This window comes from Nocardia sp. X0981, assembly GCF_977089955.1.
Map to the genome: position 1 here is coordinate 6,048,183 of NZ_OZ372435.1, position 19,531 is coordinate 6,067,713.

Sequence of the window (19,531 nt, forward strand, 5' to 3'; positions counted from 1 at the left end):
GATACCGGCAGGCATGACGACATTGATTTCGGATCGGCCGCCGTACCGGTGTTCGGTCCTCATGATGACACGAAGGAGTTCGCGACTATGGCTGCCGTCTGCGACGTCTGCGCCAAAGGCCCCGGCTTCGGTAAGTCGGTCTCGCATTCGCATCGGCGCACCAGCCGTCGCTGGAACCCGAATATCCAGACCGTGCGTGCACAGGTCGCCCCGGGTAACACCCGCCGGATGAATGTGTGCACCTCCTGCCTGAAGGCCGGCAAGGTCGTACGCGGCTGATACCCGGGTGATCCGCGTTCGCGCGGTCGCGCAGATTCTCGATACGGCTTTCGCCCCGGCTTCCCCACGGGAGCCGGGGCGAGGTCGTGTCCGACTCCGTGCGGTGCCCTATCCGTCGGCCACGCCCGGAGTGCCGGTATGACGCCCGAGCGGCCCTGGACCATCGTGCCGCTCGGGCCGGAGCATTCCCGCGCGCTGGCGGAATGCCATATCGCCTGCTGGCGGGAAGCCTATCGGGGCCTGGTACCCGATCATGTACTCGCCGCGTTCGACCTCGATCATCGCGCCGCGAGTGTGGAACGCCTGGCCCGGGCGTATACCGGGCAATTCCTGATCGCCCTGTCGGGTGAGCAGGTCACCGGATTCGTCCGATACGGCCCGCCACGCGAGGAGCCGGCGGTCGCCGAACGAGAACTGGGCGCGCTGTACGTGCGGGCCGCGTGGTACGGCACCGGACTCGCCCACGCGCTGCTACGGGCAGTGCTCGAACCGGATCGCTCGTGTTCGCTGTGGGTTTTCGAACGCAATCCCCGAGCCCGCGCCTTCTACACCAAGTACGGTTTCGTACCCGACGGCACCGCCCGGGCCGAACGGTTCGCCACGGCAACCGAGATCAGGATGGTGCGCCCGGCAGTAAGGTCTCGGTCATGAGCACCGCAGCCGACTACGTCCGGATCGCCGAGGGGGTCCTGGAGATCACCCTGTCCACCGCCGCCAAAGGCACATCGCTGAATTTCGACGCGGTCGCCGCCGGTACCGCCGCCCTGAAGGCGCCGGGCCCGGAGGTGGGTGCGGTGCTGCTCACCGGTTCCGGTCCGAATTTCTGCGCCGGCGGCGATGTGCGGGATTTCGCCGCGGCCGCGGACCGTTCCGCGCACCTGTACCACCTGGCCGATACTCTGCACGTTTTCGTCCGCGTGCTGGACGCCGCTCCGGTGCCGGTTGTCGCGGCGGTCCACGGATGGGCGGCCGGGGCCGGGATGAGCCTGGTGTGCGCGGCCGATATCGCGGTCGGCGGTCCCGGAACCCGGATGCGGCCCGCCTACCCGGGGGTCGGGTTGAGTCCGGACGGCGGTATGTCCTGGACGCTCCCGCGGCTCGTGGGAGCGGCGAAGGCACGCGAGATCCTGCTCACCGACGCGGTACTCGACGCCACGGAAGCACACCGCCTCGGCATTCTGGCGCGCTTGGCCGGTAGTGACGACGCGGTCGGTGACAACGCTCGCGAGCTGGCCCGCACCCTGGCCCGCGGTCCGCGCGCGAGCTACGCCTCCATCCGCGCGCTGTTGAGCCGCTCGGCCACCGCGACACTGAGCGAACAGCTGGATGCCGAACGCGATGCCATGGCCGCCGCGGCGGGTAGCCCCACGGGACACGAAGGGGTGGACGCCTTCCTCGCCAAACGCGCACCGGATTACACCGGGCTCGGCTGAGCGGAGGTCTCGGTCCTCGCTCAGCGCGCCCGCAGGACGAACTTCGTCACCGCCTCGGTGAAGGCATCGTTGTCGTCACCGGCCGCGGTATGCGCGGCATCACCGATTTCCGCGATCTCCGCATGTGGCACCAATCGCTGGAATTCGGCTGCTCCAGCGGCGCTGACCACATCCGACCGCAGCCCGCGCACCAGCAGCACGGGAATGGTGAGCGCACGGGCCACACCTTCGAGGCTGCGCGCCATCTCGTCCGGATCGGCGGCCTTGTCGCCGAGAATGCCCGGATCCCAATGCCAGTACCAACGGCCGTCACGTCGGCGTAGATTGCGCCGCAGTCCCGCGGTGGATTTCGGCCGGGGCCGGTGCGGCAGGTATTCGGCCACGGCGTCCGCGGCCTCGTCGAGGGTGGCGAATCCGTCGGGGTTCTTGCTCAGGAAGGTGAGCACCCGGTCGACGCCCTCGGGTTCGGGGCGGGTCACGATATCGACGAGGACCAGTGCCGAGATGGCGTCTCCGCCCGGCGCGGCGGTGGCGAGCAATCCGGTGATCCCACCCATACTGGCCCCGACGAGCACCGCGGGCCCCCCGCCGAGTTGTTCCAGAACCGCGAGCACATCTCCGACCATGGCCTCGTAGCGGTAATCCCGATCGAGGGCCCACTGGCTGTCGCCGTGCCCCCGCGCGTCCAGCGCGACCGCCCGGATCCCGGCCGCGCCGAGCTGCGCGCCGGTCCCTTTCCAAGAATGCCTGGTCTGACCACCGCCGTGCAGGAACAGCACGGGCGCGCCGTCGGCGGGGCCGTACTGGTCCGCAACGAGTTCGATCCCGCCCGCGCCGCGTAACCGCAGCCGGACGGGATCGAGCAAATTGTTCGCACTACTCACGATTTTCAGCATCGCAAATATGCGGACGTTACACCGTACGAACGGGCAAATCAGCAGTCCAGGTCCATGGCACTCAGGGTCCGCTGGAACAGGCAGGCTCCCTTGGCGTTCACCGATGCCGAAATGGTGGACGAACCGGTCGAGGTGAAATCCTCGGCGATCGGCCCGGGTTCGGTAACCGGCTGGGCCGGTTCCAGGGTCAGCGGGGCCGCTCCGGCCGTCGCCCCGGCAGCGCCCGAGAGGGCGGCGCTCAGCGCGAGCGTGGCGGTGATGCCGCGCAGTTTCATGGTGTGCTCCTCACTTGTTTCTCATTCGACGCCCGGTCAGGGCAGGCGCCAGTCCACCGGTTCGGCGCCCAGTTCGTCCAGGAGTTCGTTGACCCGGGAGAACGGACGTGAACCGAAGAATCCCCGCGACGCCGACAGCGGTGACGGATGCGCGGACTCGATAAAAGGCACCTCCGCCTGCACCAGCGCCGGTTTCAGCGAACCCGCGTCGCGGCCCCACAGCACCGCGACCAGCGGCTCGTCCCGGGCCACCAGGGCACGGATCGCCTGCTCGGTGACTTCCTCCCAGCCCTTGCCGCGATGCGACGCCGGTTTACCCGGGCAGACGGTCAGCACCCGGTTCAGCATCAGCACACCCTGATCCGCCCAAGGGCTCAGATCACCGGTGCTGGGCGTGGGGTGGCCGAGATCCTTGCTGTACTCGGCGAAGATATTGGCCAGACTGCGCGGTACCGGCCGCACATCCGGGGCCACCGAGAAACTCAGGCCCATGGGATGGCCCGGCGTCGGGTAGGGGTCCTGACCGACGATCAGCACCCGGACGGCCTCGAACGGTTGCCGGAAAGCACGCAGTACGTTTTCCCCGGCGGGGAGATACCCGCGGCCCGCGGCGTTCTCGGCACGCAGGAATTCGCCCATTGCCGCGATACGGTCGGCCACCGGTTCCAGTGCTTTCGCCCAGCCCGGATCGATGATTTCCGCGAGTGGTTTCGTGCCCATGACCGCACAACCTATCGTGACCGGCCCGGTTTCGCCGAGTCCGTCCCGGAGAACGCTTCCCAGCCGCCGGGACCGTGGTACTCGGCCCCGTCCACGGTTACGCCCTGACCAGCCTCGATACGCCCGATCGGGGTCCATCCGGCCGGTGGCGCCGTTCCCGGGGGCCAGGCACCGGCGAAGACATGATCCTCGCCACCGGTCAGGATCCATTGCCGCGCATCGGCTTCCAGCTCCAGCGCACACCGCTCCAGGGCCGGGTCGCGCAGCGCCGCGTAGTCCACCGCGACGGCCACCTCCGAAGCCCGTGCCAGATGCCCGAGATCGGCGAGCAGCCCATCGGAGATATCGGTGAGGGCGGCGGGCGCGCTGCCCCCGGCCACCGCCGCACGCACCTGATCGTAGGAGGGGCGGGGGGCGCGATGCGCGGCGACGGCGGCCGCCGCCTCCGGTTCCGCGCCGCCGTACCCGCGTGCCACCGGATACCCGCCGGTGAGCAGCGCGAAGCCGGCCGCCGACCAACCCGGCCGGCCGGCGATCGCGACGGTTGCGCCCACTCGCGCGCCCGCTCGGGTGATCGGGCGCGCGCCGAGCGGATCCCCGAAGGCCGTCACCGAGATCACCAGCTGGGGGCCGCGCACGATATCCCCACCCGCGATCGAACCACCCGCGCGGGCGGCTTCCGCCCAGAACCCGTCGGCGAGCGCGGTGACGAATTCCACCGGGGTGTGCTCCGGAAGGGCGAGACCGACGACGTACCCGACGGGTTCGGCACCCATGGCGTAGATATCCGCCGCGTTCTGCGCGATCGCCTTACGGCCGATGTCCTGCGCGCTCGACCAGTCCAGGCGGAAATGCCGATCCTCGATCAACATATCCGTGCTCACCAGGTACTGCCCGCGCGCGGCCGTGAAAACCGCCGCGTCGTCGCCGGGCCCGAGCCGGACGGCCGGCCCCTGGGCCCGGCCCGCGTTGATCCGCGCGATCAGGGCGAATTCGCCCAGCTCGCCCACTGTCGGTCCGGTATCGATCGTGCGGCCTTTCCGTTCGTTGTGCCCGCGCCGGCTCACCCGTGTCCGGCGCCACCCTCCGCACCGGCCCGGGCGCCCGGCTCGGAAAGACCGGTTCCCCGGCCGCGGCCGTCCGGGCGGTCCTTCGGCGGCATCGCCCTGACGGTACCCTGTGCCGGTGACCGGACGGTGCGGACCTGCATCGCAGCACCGCAGCGCCGTGGAACAGGCCGAGGAAAGGACCACCGAGGATGCCGGGTACGGACCAGGACACCGATACCCCGGACAACACCGACCCCGAACGGGCGCCCTATCCACCCGCGCTCATCGCGACCGCGGTCGCGCTGCCGGTAGCGCTGTTGGTCGCGGTGGTGGTCGCCGCGGTCCTCGTCCTGCGGTCCCCCGCCGAGCGGGAACCCCTGGCCCTGGGGCCGGTTCCCGCCCCGGCCGCCGACGGCCCGGCCTGCGCCGCGCTCCTGCCCGCTCTCCCGGCCGAACTCGGTGAGTTCACCGCCGCCACTCTGGTGGAACCGGCACCCCCCGCCACCCGGGCCTGGCAGCTCCCCGCCGGCGGGGAGCCCGTCGTGCTGCGCTGCGGTTTGGACCGCCCCCTGGAATTCATTCGGTCCTCGCCGCTACAGCTGGTCAACGGCGTGCAATGGTTCGAGATCCGCGACGAGGCGGGCGATACGGCCACCTGGTTCGCGGTGGACCGCGAAACCTATATCGCCCTCACGGTTCCCGACGGTTCCGGCCCCACTCCGCTGCAGGCGGTGTCCGATACGATCACCGCGCGGCTCCCGGAGCGCCCGATCGACCCCGGTGAGCTGCCGAACTGAACTCGGGCTCAGCGCAGCCCGGTACCCCGGGCCAGCGCGGTCTCGATAAGGGTGGTCAGCAGCGTCCGGTAATCGATTCCGCTCTCACCCCACATCCGCGGATACATGGAGATCGGCGTGAAACCGGGCATGGTGTTGATCTCGTTGATCACCGGTCCCTTTTCGGTGACGAAGAAATCGACCCGGGCCAGCCCCTGGCAATCCAGCGCCCGGAAGGCGCGCACCGCCAGCGCTCGGACCTCCTCGGCGAGCTCGTCCTCCAGTTTCGCCGGCACATCGAATTCGCAGACGTCATCGAGGTATTTGGTGTCGAAATCGTAGAAGGCCGGCCCCGGCTGTTCCCCCGCCTCGGCGTCGGCCAGATCCTCGGGCATCTTGATCTCGGCGAGCGCACTGGCCTCCACCCGGCCGTCCGGGAATTCCAGTACTCCGCATTCGACCTCGCGGCCCACGATCCCGGCCTCGACGATCACCTTGGGATCGTGTCTCCGAGCGGTGGCCACCGCGGCATCCAGGTCGGCCCAATCGGTGACCTTGGTGATCCCGATGGACGACCCGCCGCGCGCGGGTTTCACGAACACCGGCAGCCCCAGCCGCTCCCGGTCCGCCGGTGCGACGGTCTCGACCCCCGGACGCAACACCACCTGCACTCCGACCGGCAGGCCGTCGGCGGCGAGAAGTTTCTTGGTGAATTCCTTGTCCATCCCGGCCGCGCTGGCCAGCACCCCGGGGCCCACGTACGGGATACCGGCCAGTTCCAGCATTCCCTGTACGGTGCCGTCCTCACCGAACGCGCCGTGCAGGACGGGGAACACCACATCCACCGCGTCCAGCGCGGCCTGCGGATCATCGAGCGGGACCAGCGTTCCGGCGTGGCTGGGGTCGGTGCTCAGCACCAGCGCGGGCCCACCGCCGGGGACCGAGGGCAGCGTCCGGCCCCGGCGAGCAAGCGAGGTGACATCGTCACCGGCGAGTATCCAGGTGCCCGCGGGGGTGATTCCGATCGGTACCGCCTCGTACCGCGCCGGATCGAGATTGCGCAGCACCGCACCGGCAGACACACACGACACCGTATGCTCGTTGCTACGTCCGCCGAACACCACGGCAACCCTGATCCGGTTCATGCCCGAACGGTACCCTGCCGGGGCCCCGGCTCCGTGCAGCGGACGGTCTGTGTGGGCTATTCGGGTTTGATCCGGCGGCCGAGGAGACGTTCCACCGCCGACTGCACCGCCAATCCTTCGTGGCAGACCTCGTGCACGGCCTCGGTGAGCGGCATCTCCACCCCGTGGGCCGCGGCCAGGGCCCGTATCGAAGTGCAGGATTTCACACCTTCGGCGACCTGCCCATGGGTCGCTTCCTGCGCGGCCTGCATGGATCCGCCGGTGCCGAGCACCTGGCCGAAGGACCGGTTCCGCGACAGCGGTGAGGTACAGGTGGCGATCAGATCGCCGACTCCGGCCAGCCCGGCCAGCGTGGCGGGTTCGGCGCCGAGCACCACACCCAGCCGGATGATCTCGGCGAGTCCCCGGGTCATCAGACCGGCGAGGGAATTGTCGCCGAACCCCATTCCGGAGGCGATCCCACAGGCGAGCGCGATGACGTTCTTGCAGGCACCGCCGATTTCGCAGCCGATCACATCGGTATTGGTGTAGGGCCGGAAGTAGCCGGTGACACAGGCCCGCTGCACCGCGGCCGCCCGGTCGGCGTCGGTGCAGCCGACGACCGTCGCGGCAGGTTGTCCCGCGGCGAGTTCCTTGGCGAGATTGGGTCCGGACAGGACCGCGATCCGGCTCGGATCGGCCGCGGCGACCTCGGCGATCACCTCGCTCATCCGCAGCAGTGTGCCGTTCTCTATTCCTTTGACCAGACTCAGCAGCGTGGCATCGGGGCCGATGGCCGGCGCCCAGGTCTTCAGGTTCGCGCGCAACGACTGTGACGGCACCGCGAGCACCACGATATCGGCGCCGTCCAGGGCACGGATGTAGTCGTCGGTGGCGGCGACGGGCGGTAACTGCACTCCCGGCAGGTAGTAGGGGTTGCGATGATCGGTCGCCAGGGCTTCGGCGACCTCCGGTCGCCGCGCCCAGATGGTGACATCGGTTCCCGCGTCCGCCAACACCTTCGCGAACGTCGTTCCCCACGATCCCGCACCCAGTACCGCCGCCCTCGTCATCAGCCCAATATGCCATGACAGGATGGGGCCATGTGCCCGCACACCGTGCACGCCGTTATCGCGGTGAAGACCCTGGACAGTGCCAAGAGCCGGCTGGCCGGGACACTGGACCCGCCCCAGCGGTCCCAGCTCGTGCTGGCCATGCTCACCGATACCGTGCGCGCGGCCGGCGCGGTACCGGCGATCGCCTCGATCACGGTGGTCACCCCCGATCCGTCGGTCGCGCGGGCGAGCCGCGCGCTGGGCGCGGAGATCCACCCGGAACCGGCCGGCGCCACCACCGATCCCGATGCCCTCAACACCGCTCTGGCCGAGGCCGCGGCGAGCCTGCGGTCCCGGCACGGCGCGATCGGCCTGGTGGCCCTGCAGGCCGACCTGCCCGCGCTACGCCCCGCCGAACTGGCCGCCGTCCTGAGCGCCGCGCCGCGCGATACCCGCGCGCTGGTCACCGATCACGCCGGTACCGGCACCGCGGCGCTGCTCGCGCCGGCCGGTATCGCGTTGCGGCCGCGGTTCGGCCGGGACTCGGCACGCCGCCACCGCGCCGAGGGCGCCGTGGACCTTCCCGGCGAATGGCCGGGGCTGCGGCGCGATGTCGACACCCCCGGCGATCTGGCGGCTGTCCGGGTGTTGGGAGCGGGCCGTGCTACCGCCGCCCTGCTGGACGAACCGGGTTGGCCACATCGGGTTCGGGAAACGGTCACCCAGGTGTGCTAGGCAGTCGCCACCTCGTGAACTCGAGATAACAGTCACCCCCGGGACATGCGCACCGGCCGGTTCTTAGGGAATGATCGTAGGCGTGAGCGATACGGAAATTTTCAAGCAACAACAGGTGCTACCGACTCCACCTCCGGCCGCCACGCTGATCCCTGCCGATGGAGATGCGCCCCGTTTGCCCGCCGATCGCTACCTCAACCGCGAGTTGAGCTGGCTCGATTTCAATGCCCGTGTCCTGGCGCTGGCCGAGGACGGTTCGCTGCCGTTGCTGGAGCGCGCGAAGTTCCTGGCCATCTTCGCCTCGAATCTGGACGAGTTCTACATGGTGCGCGTGGCCGGTCTCAAACGCCGCGCCGAAACCGGGCTTTCGGTCCGCTCGGCCGACGGCCGCTCGCCGAACGAACAACTCACCCTCATCGCGGCCCGCACCCAGGATCTCGCGGTCCGTCATGCCGAGGTGTTCCTCACCGATGTGCGGCCGGCGCTCACCGCCGAGGGCATCGAGATCATCGACTGGGCCGATCTGGACGAGGCCGAACGGGCGCGGCTGTCCGCCCATTTCCAGGACCAGGTGTTCCCGGTCCTCACCCCGCTCGCGGTCGATCCCGCCCATCCCTTCCCGTACATCAGCGGCCTGAGCCTGAACCTGGCGGTCACGGTCCAGGACCAGACCACCGGCGGCGAACATTTCGCGCGGGTGAAGGTTCCCGACAATGTGGACCGTTTCGTGCGGGTACGCCGCCCCGGACCGAGCGGCGGCGGGATAGCGGCTTTCCTTCCGATGGAAGCCCTCATCGCGGCTCATCTGGACCAGCTGTTCCCCGGGATGACCGTCGTGGAACACCATTCGTTCCGGATCACCCGCAATGCCGATTTCGAGGTGGACGAGGACCGCGACGAGGATCTGCTGCAGGCACTCGAACGGGAACTGGCCCGTCGCCGCTTCGGTTCCCCGGTGCGGCTCGAGGTGTCCGACGATATGACCGAGCACATGCTCGATCTGCTGCTGCGCGAGCTCGAGGTGGACCCGGCCGATGTCATCCAGGTGCCGGGCCTGCTCGATCTGTCCTGCCTGTGGCAGGTGTACGGGGTGGACCGCCCGAATCTGAAGGACACACCCTACGTTCCCGCCACTCCGCCGGCATTCGGGGAACGGGAGACCCCGCGCAATGTCTTCGCCGCGCTGCGGGAGGGCGATGTGCTGGTGCACCATCCCTACGATTCGTTCTCCACCAGCGTGCAACGTTTCATCGAGCAGGCCGCCGCCGACCCGCAGGTACTGGCCATCAAACAGACCCTGTACCGCACCTCCGGCGATTCCCCGATCGTGAACGCGCTCATCGACGCGGCCGAGGCGGGTAAACAGGTGGTGGCGCTGGTGGAGATCAAGGCCCGCTTCGACGAACAGGCCAACATCAAATGGGCCCGCACCCTGGAACAGGCGGGTGTGCACGTGGTGTACGGCCTGGTCGGGCTGAAAACCCATTGCAAGACCTGCCTGGTGGTGCGCCGGGAGGGCTCCACCATCCGCCGCTACTGCCATATCGGCACCGGTAACTACAACCCCAAGACCGCGCGGCTGTACGAGGATGTCGGACTGCTCACGGCCGCGCCCGAGATAGGCGCCGATCTCACCGATCTGTTCAACTCGCTCACCGGCTACTCCCGGAAGGCGGACTACCGCAATATCCTCGTGGCCCCGCACGGTATCCGGTCCGGGATCATCAGCCGGATCGAGCGGGAGATCGAGCTGGCCGGTTCGGGTGCCGAGGCCGGTATCCGGTTGAAGGCCAATGCGCTCGTCGACGAGCAGGTCATCGACGCCCTCTACCGCGCTTCCCAAGCCGGGGTGCCGGTGCGGATCGTGGTGCGCAGTATCTGCGGCCTGCGCGCCGGCGTGCCCGGGATGAGCGAGAACATCGAGGTTCGCTCCATCCTCGGCCGGGTTCTGGAGCATTCACGGATCTTCCATTTCCGGGCGCAGAACGAGTTCTGGATCGGCAGCGCCGATATGATGCACCGCAACCTGGATCGCCGGGTGGAGGTCATGGCGCAGGTGAAGGATCCGAAACTGTGCGAGCGGCTGGACGGGATCTTCGAATCCGCACTGCACCCGATGACCCGCTGCTGGGTACTGGACCCGGACGGCAACTGGAGATCCAGTCCCGACCAGGCCCGTACCGGACCGGAGGGTGACGGTAGCGGGGTCCGCGACCATCAGGTGTCCCTCATGCGCCTGCGCCGCCCGGATCAGCAGTGAACGCCGCGCACGAACCGCCGTCGTACCCGGATCCCCGGACCGCCCCCAATATCCACGCCGCGGGCACCGTGTTGTGGCGCCACGCGCCCGGTTCCGCCGGCGGGCTGGAGATCGCGGTGATCCGGCGGCCCAAATACCAGGATTGGTCGCTGCCCAAGGGCAAACTCGATCCCGGCGAGACCCCGGTGCTGGCGGCGGTCCGGGAGACCGAGGAGGAAACGGGGCTGCGGCCCAGGCTGGGCCGGTATCTCGGGAAGGTCGTCTATCCGGTCACCGGCCATCGCAAGATGAAACGGGTCGACTACTGGGCCGCCGAAATCGTCGAGGGGGAATTCAGCGCCAACAGTGAAGTCGACGAACTGCTCTGGTGCCCCTTGGAGACGGTGATGTCGGCCCTGTCGTATCCGATGGACCGCCAGATAGTACGGGCATTCACCCGGCTACCCGCCGATACCCACACCGCGCTGCTGGTCCGGCATGCCAAGGCCGGGCGGCGCGAGCGGTTCAAGGGACCGGACAAAGAGCGCCCGCTCGAACCGGCGGGGCATCGGCAGGCACTGGCGTTGGTTCCCAACCTGCTGGCGTTCGGCGCGCGCGAGATCTATTCCGCCGAACCACTGCGATGTGTGCAGACGGTTGCCCCGCTGGCCGCCGAGCTCGGCGTGGAGGTGACGGTCGAACCACTACTGGGCGATATCGGCTATGCCGAGAATCCGGACAAGGCCAGAGAACAGATCCGGTCCCTGGTGGCGACGCATCGGGTTCCGGTGCTGTGCAGCCAGGGCGACACCATTCCGGACCTGGTCCGCTGGTGGGCGGACAAGGACGGTATGCGGCTGTCGCCGGCCCGCACTCGTAAGGGTTCGGTCTGGGTGCTGTCGTTCTCCGGCGACCGCCTGGTGGCCGCCGATCATCTCGACAGGTCGCTGTCGGTGGATACCGCGCCGGCCGTCGGCGGCTGACACCACACCGGCCTCGGGCCGGAAAGCGGTCACGCCCCCGGGGATCGCCCGGGGGCTGTCCGTCCGGCGTTGCGATTGTGGGGGAATCGCGAGCCGCCGAGTCCGGCTCGCCCGCTCGTCGACGGATACCGCTCGCGGGGTGGCGCGCCGTCGCGACGCGCACCCGGATCCGGCCGGGGTTGTATTCCGGCCTCGTCGGGCGAGGGCAGGTTACACACGACCCGATCCTGCCTGCGATCGGGCGAGATCCCGCCGGCACGCCCTGACGGGAGGTCAGCGCGCCTTTTTGGCGGTTTTCTTCGCCGTGGTCTTCTTGGCCGTGGCGGTCTTCTTCGCCGCCGTCTTCTTGGCGGGGGTGGCCTTCTTGGTGGCCTTGGCGGTGCTCTTCGCCGCCGTCTTACGGGCAGTGGTCTTGGTGGCGGCCTTCTTCGCGGCGGTGCTCTTGGCGGGCGCCTTGGTGGCCGTCTTACGCGCCGTTGTTTTGGCCGGCGCCTTCGTGGCGGTCTTCTTGGCGGTGGTTTTCTTCGCCGTGGTCTTCTTCGCCGTGGATTTCTTGGCGGCCACAGGAGCATTGACACCGCGTTTCACGGCGGGACCGGTCGCCGCGAGCTTCTGCTTACCGGCGATAACCGCCTTGAACTGGGCTCCGGGCCGGAACGCCGGAACCGAAGTGGGCTTCACCTTGACGGTTTCCCCGGTACGCGGATTCCGCGCCACTCGGGCCGCCCGCTTACGCTGTTCGAACACACCGAATCCGGTGATGGTGACGCTCTGCCCTTTGTGTACCGCGCGCACGATGGTGTCGACCACATGCTCGACTGCCGCGGTGGCCGTGCGCCTGTCAGTACCCAACTTTTCGGTCAGAACGTCGATCAGTTCCGCCTTGTTCATTGAATCCTCCGCAGACTAATGGCCCGTCGTCGGACCGACTAGGTACCACGGTAAACCCACATTGGGCAAGAGTCTATGTGCCACGCCAAAATTCATGTGGTCTAGCACACGCACAGCTACCACGACATCTGAGCGGCCTCTAAGAGGCCGAGAACATTACACCTGCGAAATAGGTTCCGGCAGGGTCTTTGGTTTCCAAGCCGGCCTTGTCTTTTCGAACTCGGCGATCACATCGCTACGCCGCAGCGTCAGGCCGATGTCGTCCAAACCCTCCAACAGGCGCCACCTGGTGTAGTCGTCAATATCGAACGGCAACACGATGGTTCCCGCGGTCACCGTACGCTCCTGGAGGTCCACTACCAATTCCAGTCCGGGCTGTTCCTCGAGCAACTTCCAGAGCATTTCGACATCATTCTGTGACATTCGCGCGGCCAGCAGTCCGCCCTTGCCCGCATTACCGCGGAAGATGTCGGCGAAACGTGAAGAGATAACTACTCGAAAGCCATAGTCCATGAGCGCCCATACCGCGTGCTCACGCGACGATCCGGTACCGAAATCCGGCCCGGCCACCAGGACGGTGCCGTGCTTGTACGGCTCGGTGTTCAGAATGAAGTCCTCTTCGCCCCGCCAGGCGGCGAACAACCCGTCTTCGAATCCCGTTCGAGTGACGCGCTTCAGATAGACGGCAGGGATGATCTGGTCGGTGTCGACATTGGACCGGCGCAGCGGAACGCCGATCCCCTTGTGCACGGTGAAGGCTTCCATCGTATTTCTCCTGTTTCGGCGATAAGGGTGTTTCGGAATGCGGGTCGCGGGCTCAGTCGAGGTCCGCGGGCGCCGAGAGAGTGCCGCGCACCGCGGTCGCGGCGGCCACTGGCGGCGACACCAGATGGGTTCGCCCACCTTTGCCCTGCCGGCCCTCGAAATTGCGGTTGGAGGTGGAGGCACAGCGCTGACCGGGGGAGAGTTGATCCGGGTTCATTCCCAGGCACATCGAGCAGCCCGCCTGGCGCCATTCGGCGCCGGCCGCGGTGAAGATCTCCCCGAGGCCCTCCTTCTCCGCCTGGGCGCGGACCCGCATGGATCCCGGGACCACCAGCATCCGGACACCGTCGGCGATCTTGCGGCCCTTCAGTACATCCGCCACGGCCCGCAGATCCTCGATCCGGCCGTTGGTGCAGGACCCCACGAACACCGTGTCCACCGCGACCTCACGCAGCGGCGTACCGGGGGTCAGATCCATGTATCGCAGGGCCTTCTCCGCCGCCTGACGGGCGTTTTCGTCCGCGATCCGCGCCGGGTCGGGGACGGTCTCACCGAGGGGCGAGCCCTGGCCGGGATTGGTGCCCCAGGTGACGAACGGGGTGAGCTTGCTCGCGTCGATACGCACCTCCCGGTCGAAAACCGCATCGTCGTCGGTCTTCAGCGCGTCCCACGCGGCGACGGCGGCGTCCCATTCCGCGCCCCGGGGTGCGTGCGGACGTCCTTTCAAGAACTCATAGGTGGTTTCGTCCGGGGCGATCATCCCGGCCCGCGCGCCGGCTTCGATGGACATATTGCAGATCGTCATCCGCGCTTCCATCGACATATTGCGAATGGCCTCTCCGCGATACTCGAGCACATAGCCCTGACCGCCGCCGGTGCCGATTTCGGCGATCACCGCGAGAATGAGGTCCTTGCTGGTGACTCCCGGCGGCAGCACACCGTCCACGGTGATCGCCATCGTTTTGAACGGACGCAGCGACAGGGTCTGCGTGGCCAGCACATGTTCTACCTCGCTGGTGCCGATGCCCATGGCCAGCGCGCCGAAGGCGCCGTGGGTAGAAGTGTGACTATCCCCACATACCACCGTCGTTCCCGGCTGGGTCAACCCCAGCTGCGGACCGACCACATGGACGATGCCCTGTTCCAGGTCGCCCATCGGGTGCAGCCGGATCCCGAATTCCGCGCAATTACGCCGCAGCGTCTCGACCTGGGTCCGGGAAATCGGATCGGCGATCGGTTTATCGATATCGGTCGTGGGGACATTGTGGTCCTCGGTCGCGATGGTGAGATCGGGGCGACGTACCGAGCGACCGGCCGCGCGCAGACCGTCGAAGGCCTGGGGGCTGGTCACCTCGTGTACCAGGTGCAGATCGATGTAGATCAGATCGGGTTCGCGCGCCTCACCTTCACCTTCCCCCCGGGCGACGACGTGCTGTTCCCATACCTTTTCGGCCAGCGTACGTGGCATTGTGGCGATCACCTTTCGGGTCCGGCATCCGTTCCGGGCCTCGGAACCCGGCGCCGGATACGACTAGCTGTGGGATAGTGCGACCCCATTCCACGACTCCACCAGGGCTGTTTGCGATGGCATCTCAGAATGCAGGACGCTAATATCGTTGTATGAGACAGCATAGCGGTATCGGCGTTCTGGACAAAGCAGTGGCAGTGCTGTATGCGGTTGCCGAACGGCCCTGCGGTCTCAACGAGTTGTGCGATCGCACCGGCCTCCCTCGCGCGACCGCCCACCGCCTCGCCGTGGGCCTGGAAACCCACCGTCTGCTGGCCCGCGACGGCGCCGGCGCCTGGCGTCCCGGGCCCGCTCTCGCCGAACTCGCCACCGGGGCCTCCGACCCGCTGGTCGAGGCCGCCGCATCGATCCTGCCCCGCCTCCGCGAGATCACCGGGGAAAGCGTGCAGCTGTACTGCCGCGACGGTAAAGAACGGATCTGCGTCGCGGCTCTGGAGCCCCCGGCCGGTCTGCGGGATACCGTCCCGATCGGCTCCCGGCTCCCACTGACGGCGGGGTCGGCCGCAAAAGTGCTGCTCGCCTGGTCCGATTCCGATCTGCAGCGCACCGTGCTCGCCGAGGCGGTGTTCACCGAACGCACCCTCGCCGAGGTCCGCAAACGCGGCTGGGCACAGAGCGCCGGCGAACGCGCCGCCGGAGTGGCGAGCGTTTCGGCGCCGGTCCGCGATCAGCAGGGCGCGGTGGTGGCCGCGATCTCGGTATCGGGTCCGATCGACCGGATGGGCCGGCGCCCGGGCGCCCGCTGGGCGGCCGATCTGGTGGCGGCGGCGGAGGCCCTGCATCGCCGGCTCTGAGCGGCAGGCGGGTGCCTTCACTTATGGTTGCGCCATGGGAGTGAACCAACGGGCGCAGATCGTGATGACCGACGCCGAGATCACCGATTTCCTCACCCGCAGCCGCGTGGCCACCCTGGCCACCCTGGGCCCCGACGGAAAACCGCACCTCACGGCCATGTGGTATGCCCTCATCACCGACCCGGCCCGGCCCGGCTCGATCCCCGAACTCTGGTTCGAGACGAAGGGCAAATCCCAGAAAGCCGTCAACCTGCGCCGGAATCCCACCGTCACCTGCATGGTCGAGGCCGGAAAGACCTACGACACCCTGCGCGGAGTTTCCATCGAAGGGCGCGCCGAGATCATCGACGACCCCGAGCGGCTCTTCGCCGTCGGGGTCAGCGTCTGGGAACGCTACACCGGCCCTTACACCGAGGATATGCGCCAGTTCGTCGAGGGGATGCTGAACAAGCGCGTCGCGGTCCGGATCGTCCCCGAACGTATCCGCAGCTGGGACCATCGCAAACTCGGCCTCCCCGAAATGCCCCTCGGCGGTTCCACCGCCCACGCCCTGGACGACTGACCCGCCCCCGGGTGCCACCCCCGGCACCCGGGCGCCCCACCGGTCTCCGACGCCGAGACGACAGAGAAACGGCCCGCCCGCCGGGCACTCGGCCCGGCAGCCGATTCACGACCCTCGTGCAGCCGCCGACAACCGATACGCGCCGCCTTCCCCGCCGGGCAATCGTGCGAACGCATTCCCGAGCCCACAGGCACGCCTCCGGGCCGTTCGGCCACAGCGGACACCCAGAAGGCCCGATTCCCGCCCCCAGCGCCGCTGGAGCCTGTTCCGCCCCCGGTCTCGGGGCCGAGCGACCGCCGAAGGGTCCGGGGTCACCGAAATACAGCAGAACCTCCCCGAACCCGCCCACGAGGAGAAGGCCCGGGACACGACCCGGCATCACAATCATGCGAACCCTTCCGGCCCCGCCGGTCCGGGCAGCCGCCGACCGCACAGGTGTCCGGCGACGCGAGCCCGCCGGATCCGGCCTCGTGGGCAACCCATCCGCAAAGGGATCCAAGGGTGCGTGCCCCGGCCCGCCTCCGACCGGTCGGCATTACGCGAAGAGGGGTCCGGGGGCGCCGAGCCCCCTGGGCGGGGTGTGGGGGGGTTGCACCCCCACAACACACCGCGAATCAGAAAAGGCCCATGCTCTCCATGAGCATGGGCCTTCCCTCTGAGTAGCCCCGACGGGATTTGAACCCGCGCTACCGCCTTGAGAGGGCGGCGTCCTAGGCCGCTAGACGACGGGGCCAGGACTGTGATCGACTCCTTGCGGGAGCTGATCGGGGATCTTTCGATCCGAAGCTCGATCAGCGTAACCGACCGGGCGGCGGCGACCAAATCGCCTGGATATTCGTTCACGCCCGCATCTGGAGGATGTAGTCGAGATCGATCTCCGCTGGGGTACCAGGACTCGAACCTAGAATGGCTGAACCAGAATCAGCTGTGTTGCCAATTACACCATACCCCAATGACCTGGGCTTTCGACCTCACCGCCGGCTGCGGTGGGACCGTCGTTCCGGCCGAGAAAGAGAGTACCAAACCGCTCGGGGGAAACTACAAATCGCCAGGTCAGATGGGGTGTATGGCGTCGCGTACCGATAGTTTCGGGCGTTACCGGCCGCTACCCCGCCGGAGACGGCCCGGGTGCCGGGCCGTCTCCGGGCGCGAGCTCATTCGCTCGGCGCCACCCATGTGCGCCCGGCACGCAGGCGCCGCATGGTTTCCTCGCGGCCCAGCAGTTCCAGCGATTCGTAGAGCGGTGGGCTGATATGCGATCCGGTGACCGCCACCCGCACCGGCGCGAACGCCTTTCGTGGTTTCAATTCCATACCCTCGATGAGCGCGATTTTCAGCGCCTCCTCGATCTCGGCGGCGGTCCACGCCGTCAGCGGTTCGAGTGCGGTAATTGCCGCGTCCAATACGGGCACGGCATCCGGGCCCAAATTCTTCTTACCCGCGGCGGGATCCACGGTGAACTCTTCGGCGGGAGCCAAAAGGAATCGCAGCAATCCCCAGGCGTCGTCGAGGACGACAATTCTCGTCTGTACGAGATCGGCGGCAGCCGCGAATACTTTTTCGTCGATTCCGCCACTGACGTACCCGCGCCGGTCGAAATATTCGCGCAACCGTCCGGCGAAATCCGCCGGCGCCAGCAAACGGATGTGCTCGGCATTGATGGCGTCGGCCTTCTTCTGGTCGAAACGGGCCGGATTCGAATTGACCTTCGATATATCGAACGCGGCGATCATCTCGTCCATGGAGAACACGTCGTGGTCGTCGGCGATGCTCCAGCCGAGTAGCGCGAGATAGTTCAGCAGACCTTCGGGAATGAATCCCCGGTCGCGATGCAGGAACAGGTTGGACTCGGGGTCGCGCTTGGAGAGCTTCTTGTTCCCCTGGCCCATGACGAACGGCAGATGCCCGAATTCGGGGGTGAAATCCGCGACGCCGATCCGCTGCATCGCGGCATAGAGAGCGAGCTGCCGCGGCGTAGAGGAGAGCAGATCCTCACCCCGCAATACGTGCGTAATCCGCATGGTGGCGTCGTCGACCGGGTTGACCAGCGTGTAGAGCGGGTCGCCGTTACCGCGGGTAAGTGCGAAGTCCGGGACCACCCCGGCTTTGAAGGTTGTTTCCCCTCGCACCAGATCGCGCCAGGTGAGATCGGTATCGGGCATCCTCAGCCGGACCACCGCGGGCCGTCCGGCGGCTTTGTATTCGGCGATCTGCTCGGGGGTCAGGTCGCGGTCGTAATTATCGTATCCGAGTTTCGGATCGCGACCGGCCGCACGATGCCTTTCCTCGACTTCCGCTGGGGTGGAGAAGGATTCGTACGCTTCTCCGGCTTCCAGTAGTTTGCGGACCACGTCCATATGGATTTCACGCCGCTGCGACTGCCGGTACGGGGCATAGGGCCCACCGATTTCCGGACCTTCGTCCCATTCCATACCGAGCCAGCGCATTGCGTCCAACAGCGCCTGGTAGGAATCTTCGGAATCCCGTGCGGCATCGGTGTCTTCGATACGGAAGACGAAGTCGCCGCCGTGATGTTTGGCGTAGGCCCAGTTGAACAGCGCCGTGCGGATGAGCCCGACATGCGGTGTCCCCGTGGGTGACGGGCAGAAACGGACCCGTACGTTTGTCATGTCTCTCTTTCGTTCAGCGTTTCGCGGCAACAGGATTGGTGAGGGTTCCGATACCGGAGACGGTGACGGATACGGTCTGCCCGTCTTTCATCGGGCCGACCCCTTCGGGTGTGCCGGTGAGAATGACATCACCGGGCAGCAGGGTCATGATCCGGGTGACCCAGGAAACGAGTTCCGGAATATCGTGCAGCAGTAGTGATGTCGTGCTGCGCTGGCGGACTTCGCCGTCGAGTTCGGTGGTGATCTCCAGATCCGCCGGGTCGAGCTCGGTCTCGATCCACGGGCCGAGCGGGCAGAAGGTGTCGTACCCCTTCGCGCGGGTCCACTGCCCGTCCTGGGCCTGTTGATCCCGGGCGGTGACGTCATTGGCGACGGTGTAGCCGAGGATGACGTCCTTGACCCGGCCCACCGGTACGTCCTTGCACGGGCGGCCGATCACCACCGCCAGCTCTCCCTCGTAGTCGACGCGGGAGGAGTTGGGGGGCAGCAGGATCGGCACCTGGGGTCCGATGATGGAGGTGTTGGGTTTCATGAAGACGACGGGTTCGGCCGGGGCCTCGCCGCCCATTTCCGCGGCGTGCGCGGCGTAGTTCTTACCCACGCACACCACCTTGCTCGCCAGGATGGGAGCGAGCAGGCGGATATCGGCCAGCGGCCAGCTCCGGCCGGTGAACGTCGGCGTTCCGAACGGGTGCTCGGCTATTTCTCTGGCGGTCTCGCCTTCGATGGAGACGAAAGCGACCCCATCGGGGCTGGCAACTCGACCTAGACGCATGGTCGGAGTCTATCCAGCCGGG

The 19,531-nt window shown here is 67.6% G+C and carries 20 protein-coding genes and 2 tRNA genes; 9 read left to right on the top strand and 13 right to left on the bottom strand.

All coding sequences use genetic code 11. The features are described from left to right. Positions 1-87: 87 nt before the first annotated feature. From rpmB to ACYR7D_RS26830, 3 genes are all read left to right on the top strand, one after another. A complete protein-coding gene (rpmB, locus tag ACYR7D_RS26820; RefSeq protein WP_459547281.1) occupies positions 88-279 on the top strand; it encodes a 50S ribosomal protein L28 in 192 nt (63 codons plus the stop codon). Positions 280-417: 138 nt separating this feature from the next. After that, on the top strand, positions 418-930 hold the full coding sequence (locus ACYR7D_RS26825; RefSeq protein ID WP_459547282.1) for an N-acetyltransferase family protein: 513 nt from the start codon (positions 418-420) through the stop codon (positions 928-930). After that, on the top strand, positions 927-1,712 hold the full coding sequence (locus ACYR7D_RS26830) for an enoyl-CoA hydratase/isomerase family protein (protein WP_459547283.1): 786 nt from the start codon (positions 927-929) through the stop codon (positions 1,710-1,712). Before ACYR7D_RS26825 ends, ACYR7D_RS26830 begins: the two co-directional genes overlap by 4 nt. 20 nt (positions 1,713-1,732) lie before the next feature. Here ACYR7D_RS26830 and ACYR7D_RS26835 read toward each other — a convergent pair whose 3' ends face one another. From ACYR7D_RS26835 to ACYR7D_RS26850, 4 genes are read right to left on the bottom strand one after another with little or no spacing between them, the layout of a single operon-like run. Continuing rightward, complete coding sequence (locus ACYR7D_RS26835) at positions 1,733-2,596, bottom strand: alpha/beta fold hydrolase (RefSeq protein WP_459547284.1); 864 nt, start codon at positions 2,594-2,596, stop codon at positions 1,733-1,735. A gap of 50 nt (positions 2,597-2,646) precedes the next feature. After that, entirely contained in the window at positions 2,647-2,883 is a 237-nt protein-coding gene (locus ACYR7D_RS26840) for a hypothetical protein (RefSeq protein ID WP_459547285.1), read from the bottom strand. 36 nt (positions 2,884-2,919) lie between these two features. Beyond that, the gene (locus ACYR7D_RS26845; RefSeq protein ID WP_459547286.1) at positions 2,920-3,603 is read right to left on the bottom strand and encodes a uracil-DNA glycosylase; all 684 of its coding nucleotides are present in this window, start codon (positions 3,601-3,603) and stop codon (positions 2,920-2,922) included. An 11-nt stretch (positions 3,604-3,614) separates the two neighbouring features. Beyond that, on the bottom strand, positions 3,615-4,670 hold the full coding sequence (locus tag ACYR7D_RS26850; protein WP_459547287.1) for a thiamine-phosphate kinase: 1,056 nt from the start codon (positions 4,668-4,670) through the stop codon (positions 3,615-3,617). Positions 4,671-4,861: 191 nt separating this feature from the next. Between ACYR7D_RS26850 and ACYR7D_RS26855 the strand changes: the two genes are divergently transcribed. Next, on the top strand, positions 4,862-5,449 hold the full coding sequence (locus ACYR7D_RS26855; protein WP_459547288.1) for a DUF3515 domain-containing protein: 588 nt from the start codon (positions 4,862-4,864) through the stop codon (positions 5,447-5,449). Positions 5,450-5,457: 8 nt separating this feature from the next. On the opposite strand, the gene ACYR7D_RS26860 is transcribed toward ACYR7D_RS26855, so the two are convergent. Both ACYR7D_RS26860 and ACYR7D_RS26865 read right to left on the bottom strand, forming a co-directional pair. Continuing rightward, a complete protein-coding gene (locus ACYR7D_RS26860) occupies positions 5,458-6,573 on the bottom strand; it encodes a D-alanine--D-alanine ligase family protein (protein ID WP_459547289.1) in 1,116 nt (371 codons plus the stop codon). A 56-nt stretch (positions 6,574-6,629) separates the two neighbouring features. Further along, entirely contained in the window at positions 6,630-7,625 is a 996-nt protein-coding gene (locus tag ACYR7D_RS26865; protein WP_459547290.1) for an NAD(P)H-dependent glycerol-3-phosphate dehydrogenase, read from the bottom strand. Positions 7,626-7,655: 30 nt separating this feature from the next. Between ACYR7D_RS26865 and cofC the strand changes: the two genes are divergently transcribed. From cofC to ACYR7D_RS26880, 3 genes are all read left to right on the top strand, one after another. Then, entirely contained in the window at positions 7,656-8,342 is a 687-nt protein-coding gene (cofC, locus tag ACYR7D_RS26870; protein WP_459547291.1) for a 2-phospho-L-lactate guanylyltransferase, read from the top strand. Between the two features lie 70 nt (positions 8,343-8,412). Then, the gene (locus tag ACYR7D_RS26875) at positions 8,413-10,602 is read left to right on the top strand and encodes an RNA degradosome polyphosphate kinase (protein WP_459547292.1); all 2,190 of its coding nucleotides are present in this window, start codon (positions 8,413-8,415) and stop codon (positions 10,600-10,602) included. Next, positions 10,599-11,564 (top strand): NUDIX hydrolase, encoded by a 966-nt coding sequence (locus tag ACYR7D_RS26880; RefSeq protein ID WP_459547293.1) that lies wholly within the window; start codon positions 10,599-10,601, stop codon positions 11,562-11,564. The genes ACYR7D_RS26875 and ACYR7D_RS26880 overlap by 4 nt, the downstream gene beginning before the upstream one ends. 273 nt (positions 11,565-11,837) lie before the next feature. Here ACYR7D_RS26880 and ACYR7D_RS26885 read toward each other — a convergent pair whose 3' ends face one another. The 3 genes from ACYR7D_RS26885 to leuC form a co-directional block, all read right to left on the bottom strand. Beyond that, positions 11,838-12,455, bottom strand: coding sequence for an HU family DNA-binding protein (locus ACYR7D_RS26885; RefSeq protein WP_459547294.1), 618 nt, complete (start codon positions 12,453-12,455; stop codon positions 11,838-11,840). A gap of 156 nt (positions 12,456-12,611) precedes the next feature. Beyond that, positions 12,612-13,220 carry a 3-isopropylmalate dehydratase small subunit gene (gene leuD, locus ACYR7D_RS26890; RefSeq protein WP_459547295.1) on the bottom strand — a complete coding sequence of 203 codons (609 nt, stop codon included), beginning with the start codon at positions 13,218-13,220 and terminating at the stop codon, positions 12,612-12,614. A gap of 52 nt (positions 13,221-13,272) precedes the next feature. Next, positions 13,273-14,688 carry a 3-isopropylmalate dehydratase large subunit gene (gene leuC / locus ACYR7D_RS26895; protein ID WP_459547296.1) on the bottom strand — a complete coding sequence of 472 codons (1,416 nt, stop codon included), beginning with the start codon at positions 14,686-14,688 and terminating at the stop codon, positions 13,273-13,275. A 152-nt stretch (positions 14,689-14,840) separates the two neighbouring features. Here leuC and ACYR7D_RS26900 point away from each other — a divergent pair, with 152 nt between their 5' ends. Both ACYR7D_RS26900 and ACYR7D_RS26905 read left to right on the top strand, forming a co-directional pair. Further along, positions 14,841-15,542, top strand: a complete 702-nt coding sequence (locus ACYR7D_RS26900; protein ID WP_459547297.1) for an IclR family transcriptional regulator — start codon at positions 14,841-14,843, stop codon at positions 15,540-15,542. 34 nt (positions 15,543-15,576) lie between these two features. Continuing rightward, positions 15,577-16,104 (top strand): pyridoxamine 5'-phosphate oxidase family protein, encoded by a 528-nt coding sequence (locus ACYR7D_RS26905; RefSeq protein ID WP_459547298.1) that lies wholly within the window; start codon positions 15,577-15,579, stop codon positions 16,102-16,104. Between the two features lie 660 nt (positions 16,105-16,764). Here ACYR7D_RS26905 and ACYR7D_RS26910 read toward each other — a convergent pair. The 4 genes from ACYR7D_RS26910 to ACYR7D_RS26925 form a co-directional block, all read right to left on the bottom strand. Further along, a tRNA-Glu gene (locus ACYR7D_RS26910) sits at positions 16,765-16,837 on the bottom strand. 147 nt (positions 16,838-16,984) lie between these two features. Continuing rightward, positions 16,985-17,056, bottom strand: a tRNA-Gln gene (locus ACYR7D_RS26915). 202 nt (positions 17,057-17,258) lie between these two features. After that, on the bottom strand, positions 17,259-18,734 hold the full coding sequence (gltX, locus tag ACYR7D_RS26920) for a glutamate--tRNA ligase (RefSeq protein ID WP_459547299.1): 1,476 nt from the start codon (positions 18,732-18,734) through the stop codon (positions 17,259-17,261). Positions 18,735-18,747: 13 nt separating this feature from the next. Beyond that, the gene (locus ACYR7D_RS26925) at positions 18,748-19,509 is read right to left on the bottom strand and encodes a fumarylacetoacetate hydrolase family protein (protein WP_459547300.1); all 762 of its coding nucleotides are present in this window, start codon (positions 19,507-19,509) and stop codon (positions 18,748-18,750) included. Positions 19,510-19,531 lie beyond the last annotated feature (22 nt).

Excerpts from the sequence above, each read along its gene's own strand:
- ACYR7D_RS26825 (WP_459547282.1), top strand. The coding sequence starts at position 418 with ATGACGCCCGAGCGGCCCTGGACCATCGTGCCGCTCGGGCCGGAGCAT.
- cofC (WP_459547291.1), top strand. The coding sequence starts at position 7,656 with ATGTGCCCGCACACCGTGCACGCCGTTATCGCGGTGAAGACCCTGGAC.
- ACYR7D_RS26885 (WP_459547294.1), bottom strand. The coding sequence starts at position 12,455 with ATGAACAAGGCGGAACTGATCGACGTTCTGACCGAAAAGTTGGGTACT.
- gltX (WP_459547299.1), bottom strand. The coding sequence starts at position 18,734 with ATGACAAACGTACGGGTCCGTTTCTGCCCGTCACCCACGGGGACACCG.
- ACYR7D_RS26840 (WP_459547285.1), bottom strand. The coding sequence starts at position 2,883 with ATGAAACTGCGCGGCATCACCGCCACGCTCGCGCTGAGCGCCGCCCTC.
- ACYR7D_RS26845 (WP_459547286.1), bottom strand. The coding sequence starts at position 3,603 with ATGGGCACGAAACCACTCGCGGAAATCATCGATCCGGGCTGGGCGAAA.
- rpmB (WP_459547281.1), top strand. The coding sequence starts at position 88 with ATGGCTGCCGTCTGCGACGTCTGCGCCAAAGGCCCCGGCTTCGGTAAG.
- ACYR7D_RS26900 (WP_459547297.1), top strand. The coding sequence starts at position 14,841 with ATGAGACAGCATAGCGGTATCGGCGTTCTGGACAAAGCAGTGGCAGTG.
- ACYR7D_RS26905 (WP_459547298.1), top strand. The coding sequence starts at position 15,577 with ATGGGAGTGAACCAACGGGCGCAGATCGTGATGACCGACGCCGAGATC.
- ACYR7D_RS26830 (WP_459547283.1), top strand. The coding sequence starts at position 927 with ATGAGCACCGCAGCCGACTACGTCCGGATCGCCGAGGGGGTCCTGGAG.
- ACYR7D_RS26875 (WP_459547292.1), top strand. The coding sequence starts at position 8,413 with ATGATCGTAGGCGTGAGCGATACGGAAATTTTCAAGCAACAACAGGTG.
- ACYR7D_RS26860 (WP_459547289.1), bottom strand. The coding sequence starts at position 6,573 with ATGAACCGGATCAGGGTTGCCGTGGTGTTCGGCGGACGTAGCAACGAG.
- ACYR7D_RS26855 (WP_459547288.1), top strand. The coding sequence starts at position 4,862 with ATGCCGGGTACGGACCAGGACACCGATACCCCGGACAACACCGACCCC.
- ACYR7D_RS26925 (WP_459547300.1), bottom strand. The coding sequence starts at position 19,509 with ATGCGTCTAGGTCGAGTTGCCAGCCCCGATGGGGTCGCTTTCGTCTCC.
- ACYR7D_RS26865 (WP_459547290.1), bottom strand. The coding sequence starts at position 7,625 with ATGACGAGGGCGGCGGTACTGGGTGCGGGATCGTGGGGAACGACGTTC.
- leuD (WP_459547295.1), bottom strand. The coding sequence starts at position 13,220 with ATGGAAGCCTTCACCGTGCACAAGGGGATCGGCGTTCCGCTGCGCCGG.
- leuC (WP_459547296.1), bottom strand. The coding sequence starts at position 14,688 with ATGCCACGTACGCTGGCCGAAAAGGTATGGGAACAGCACGTCGTCGCC.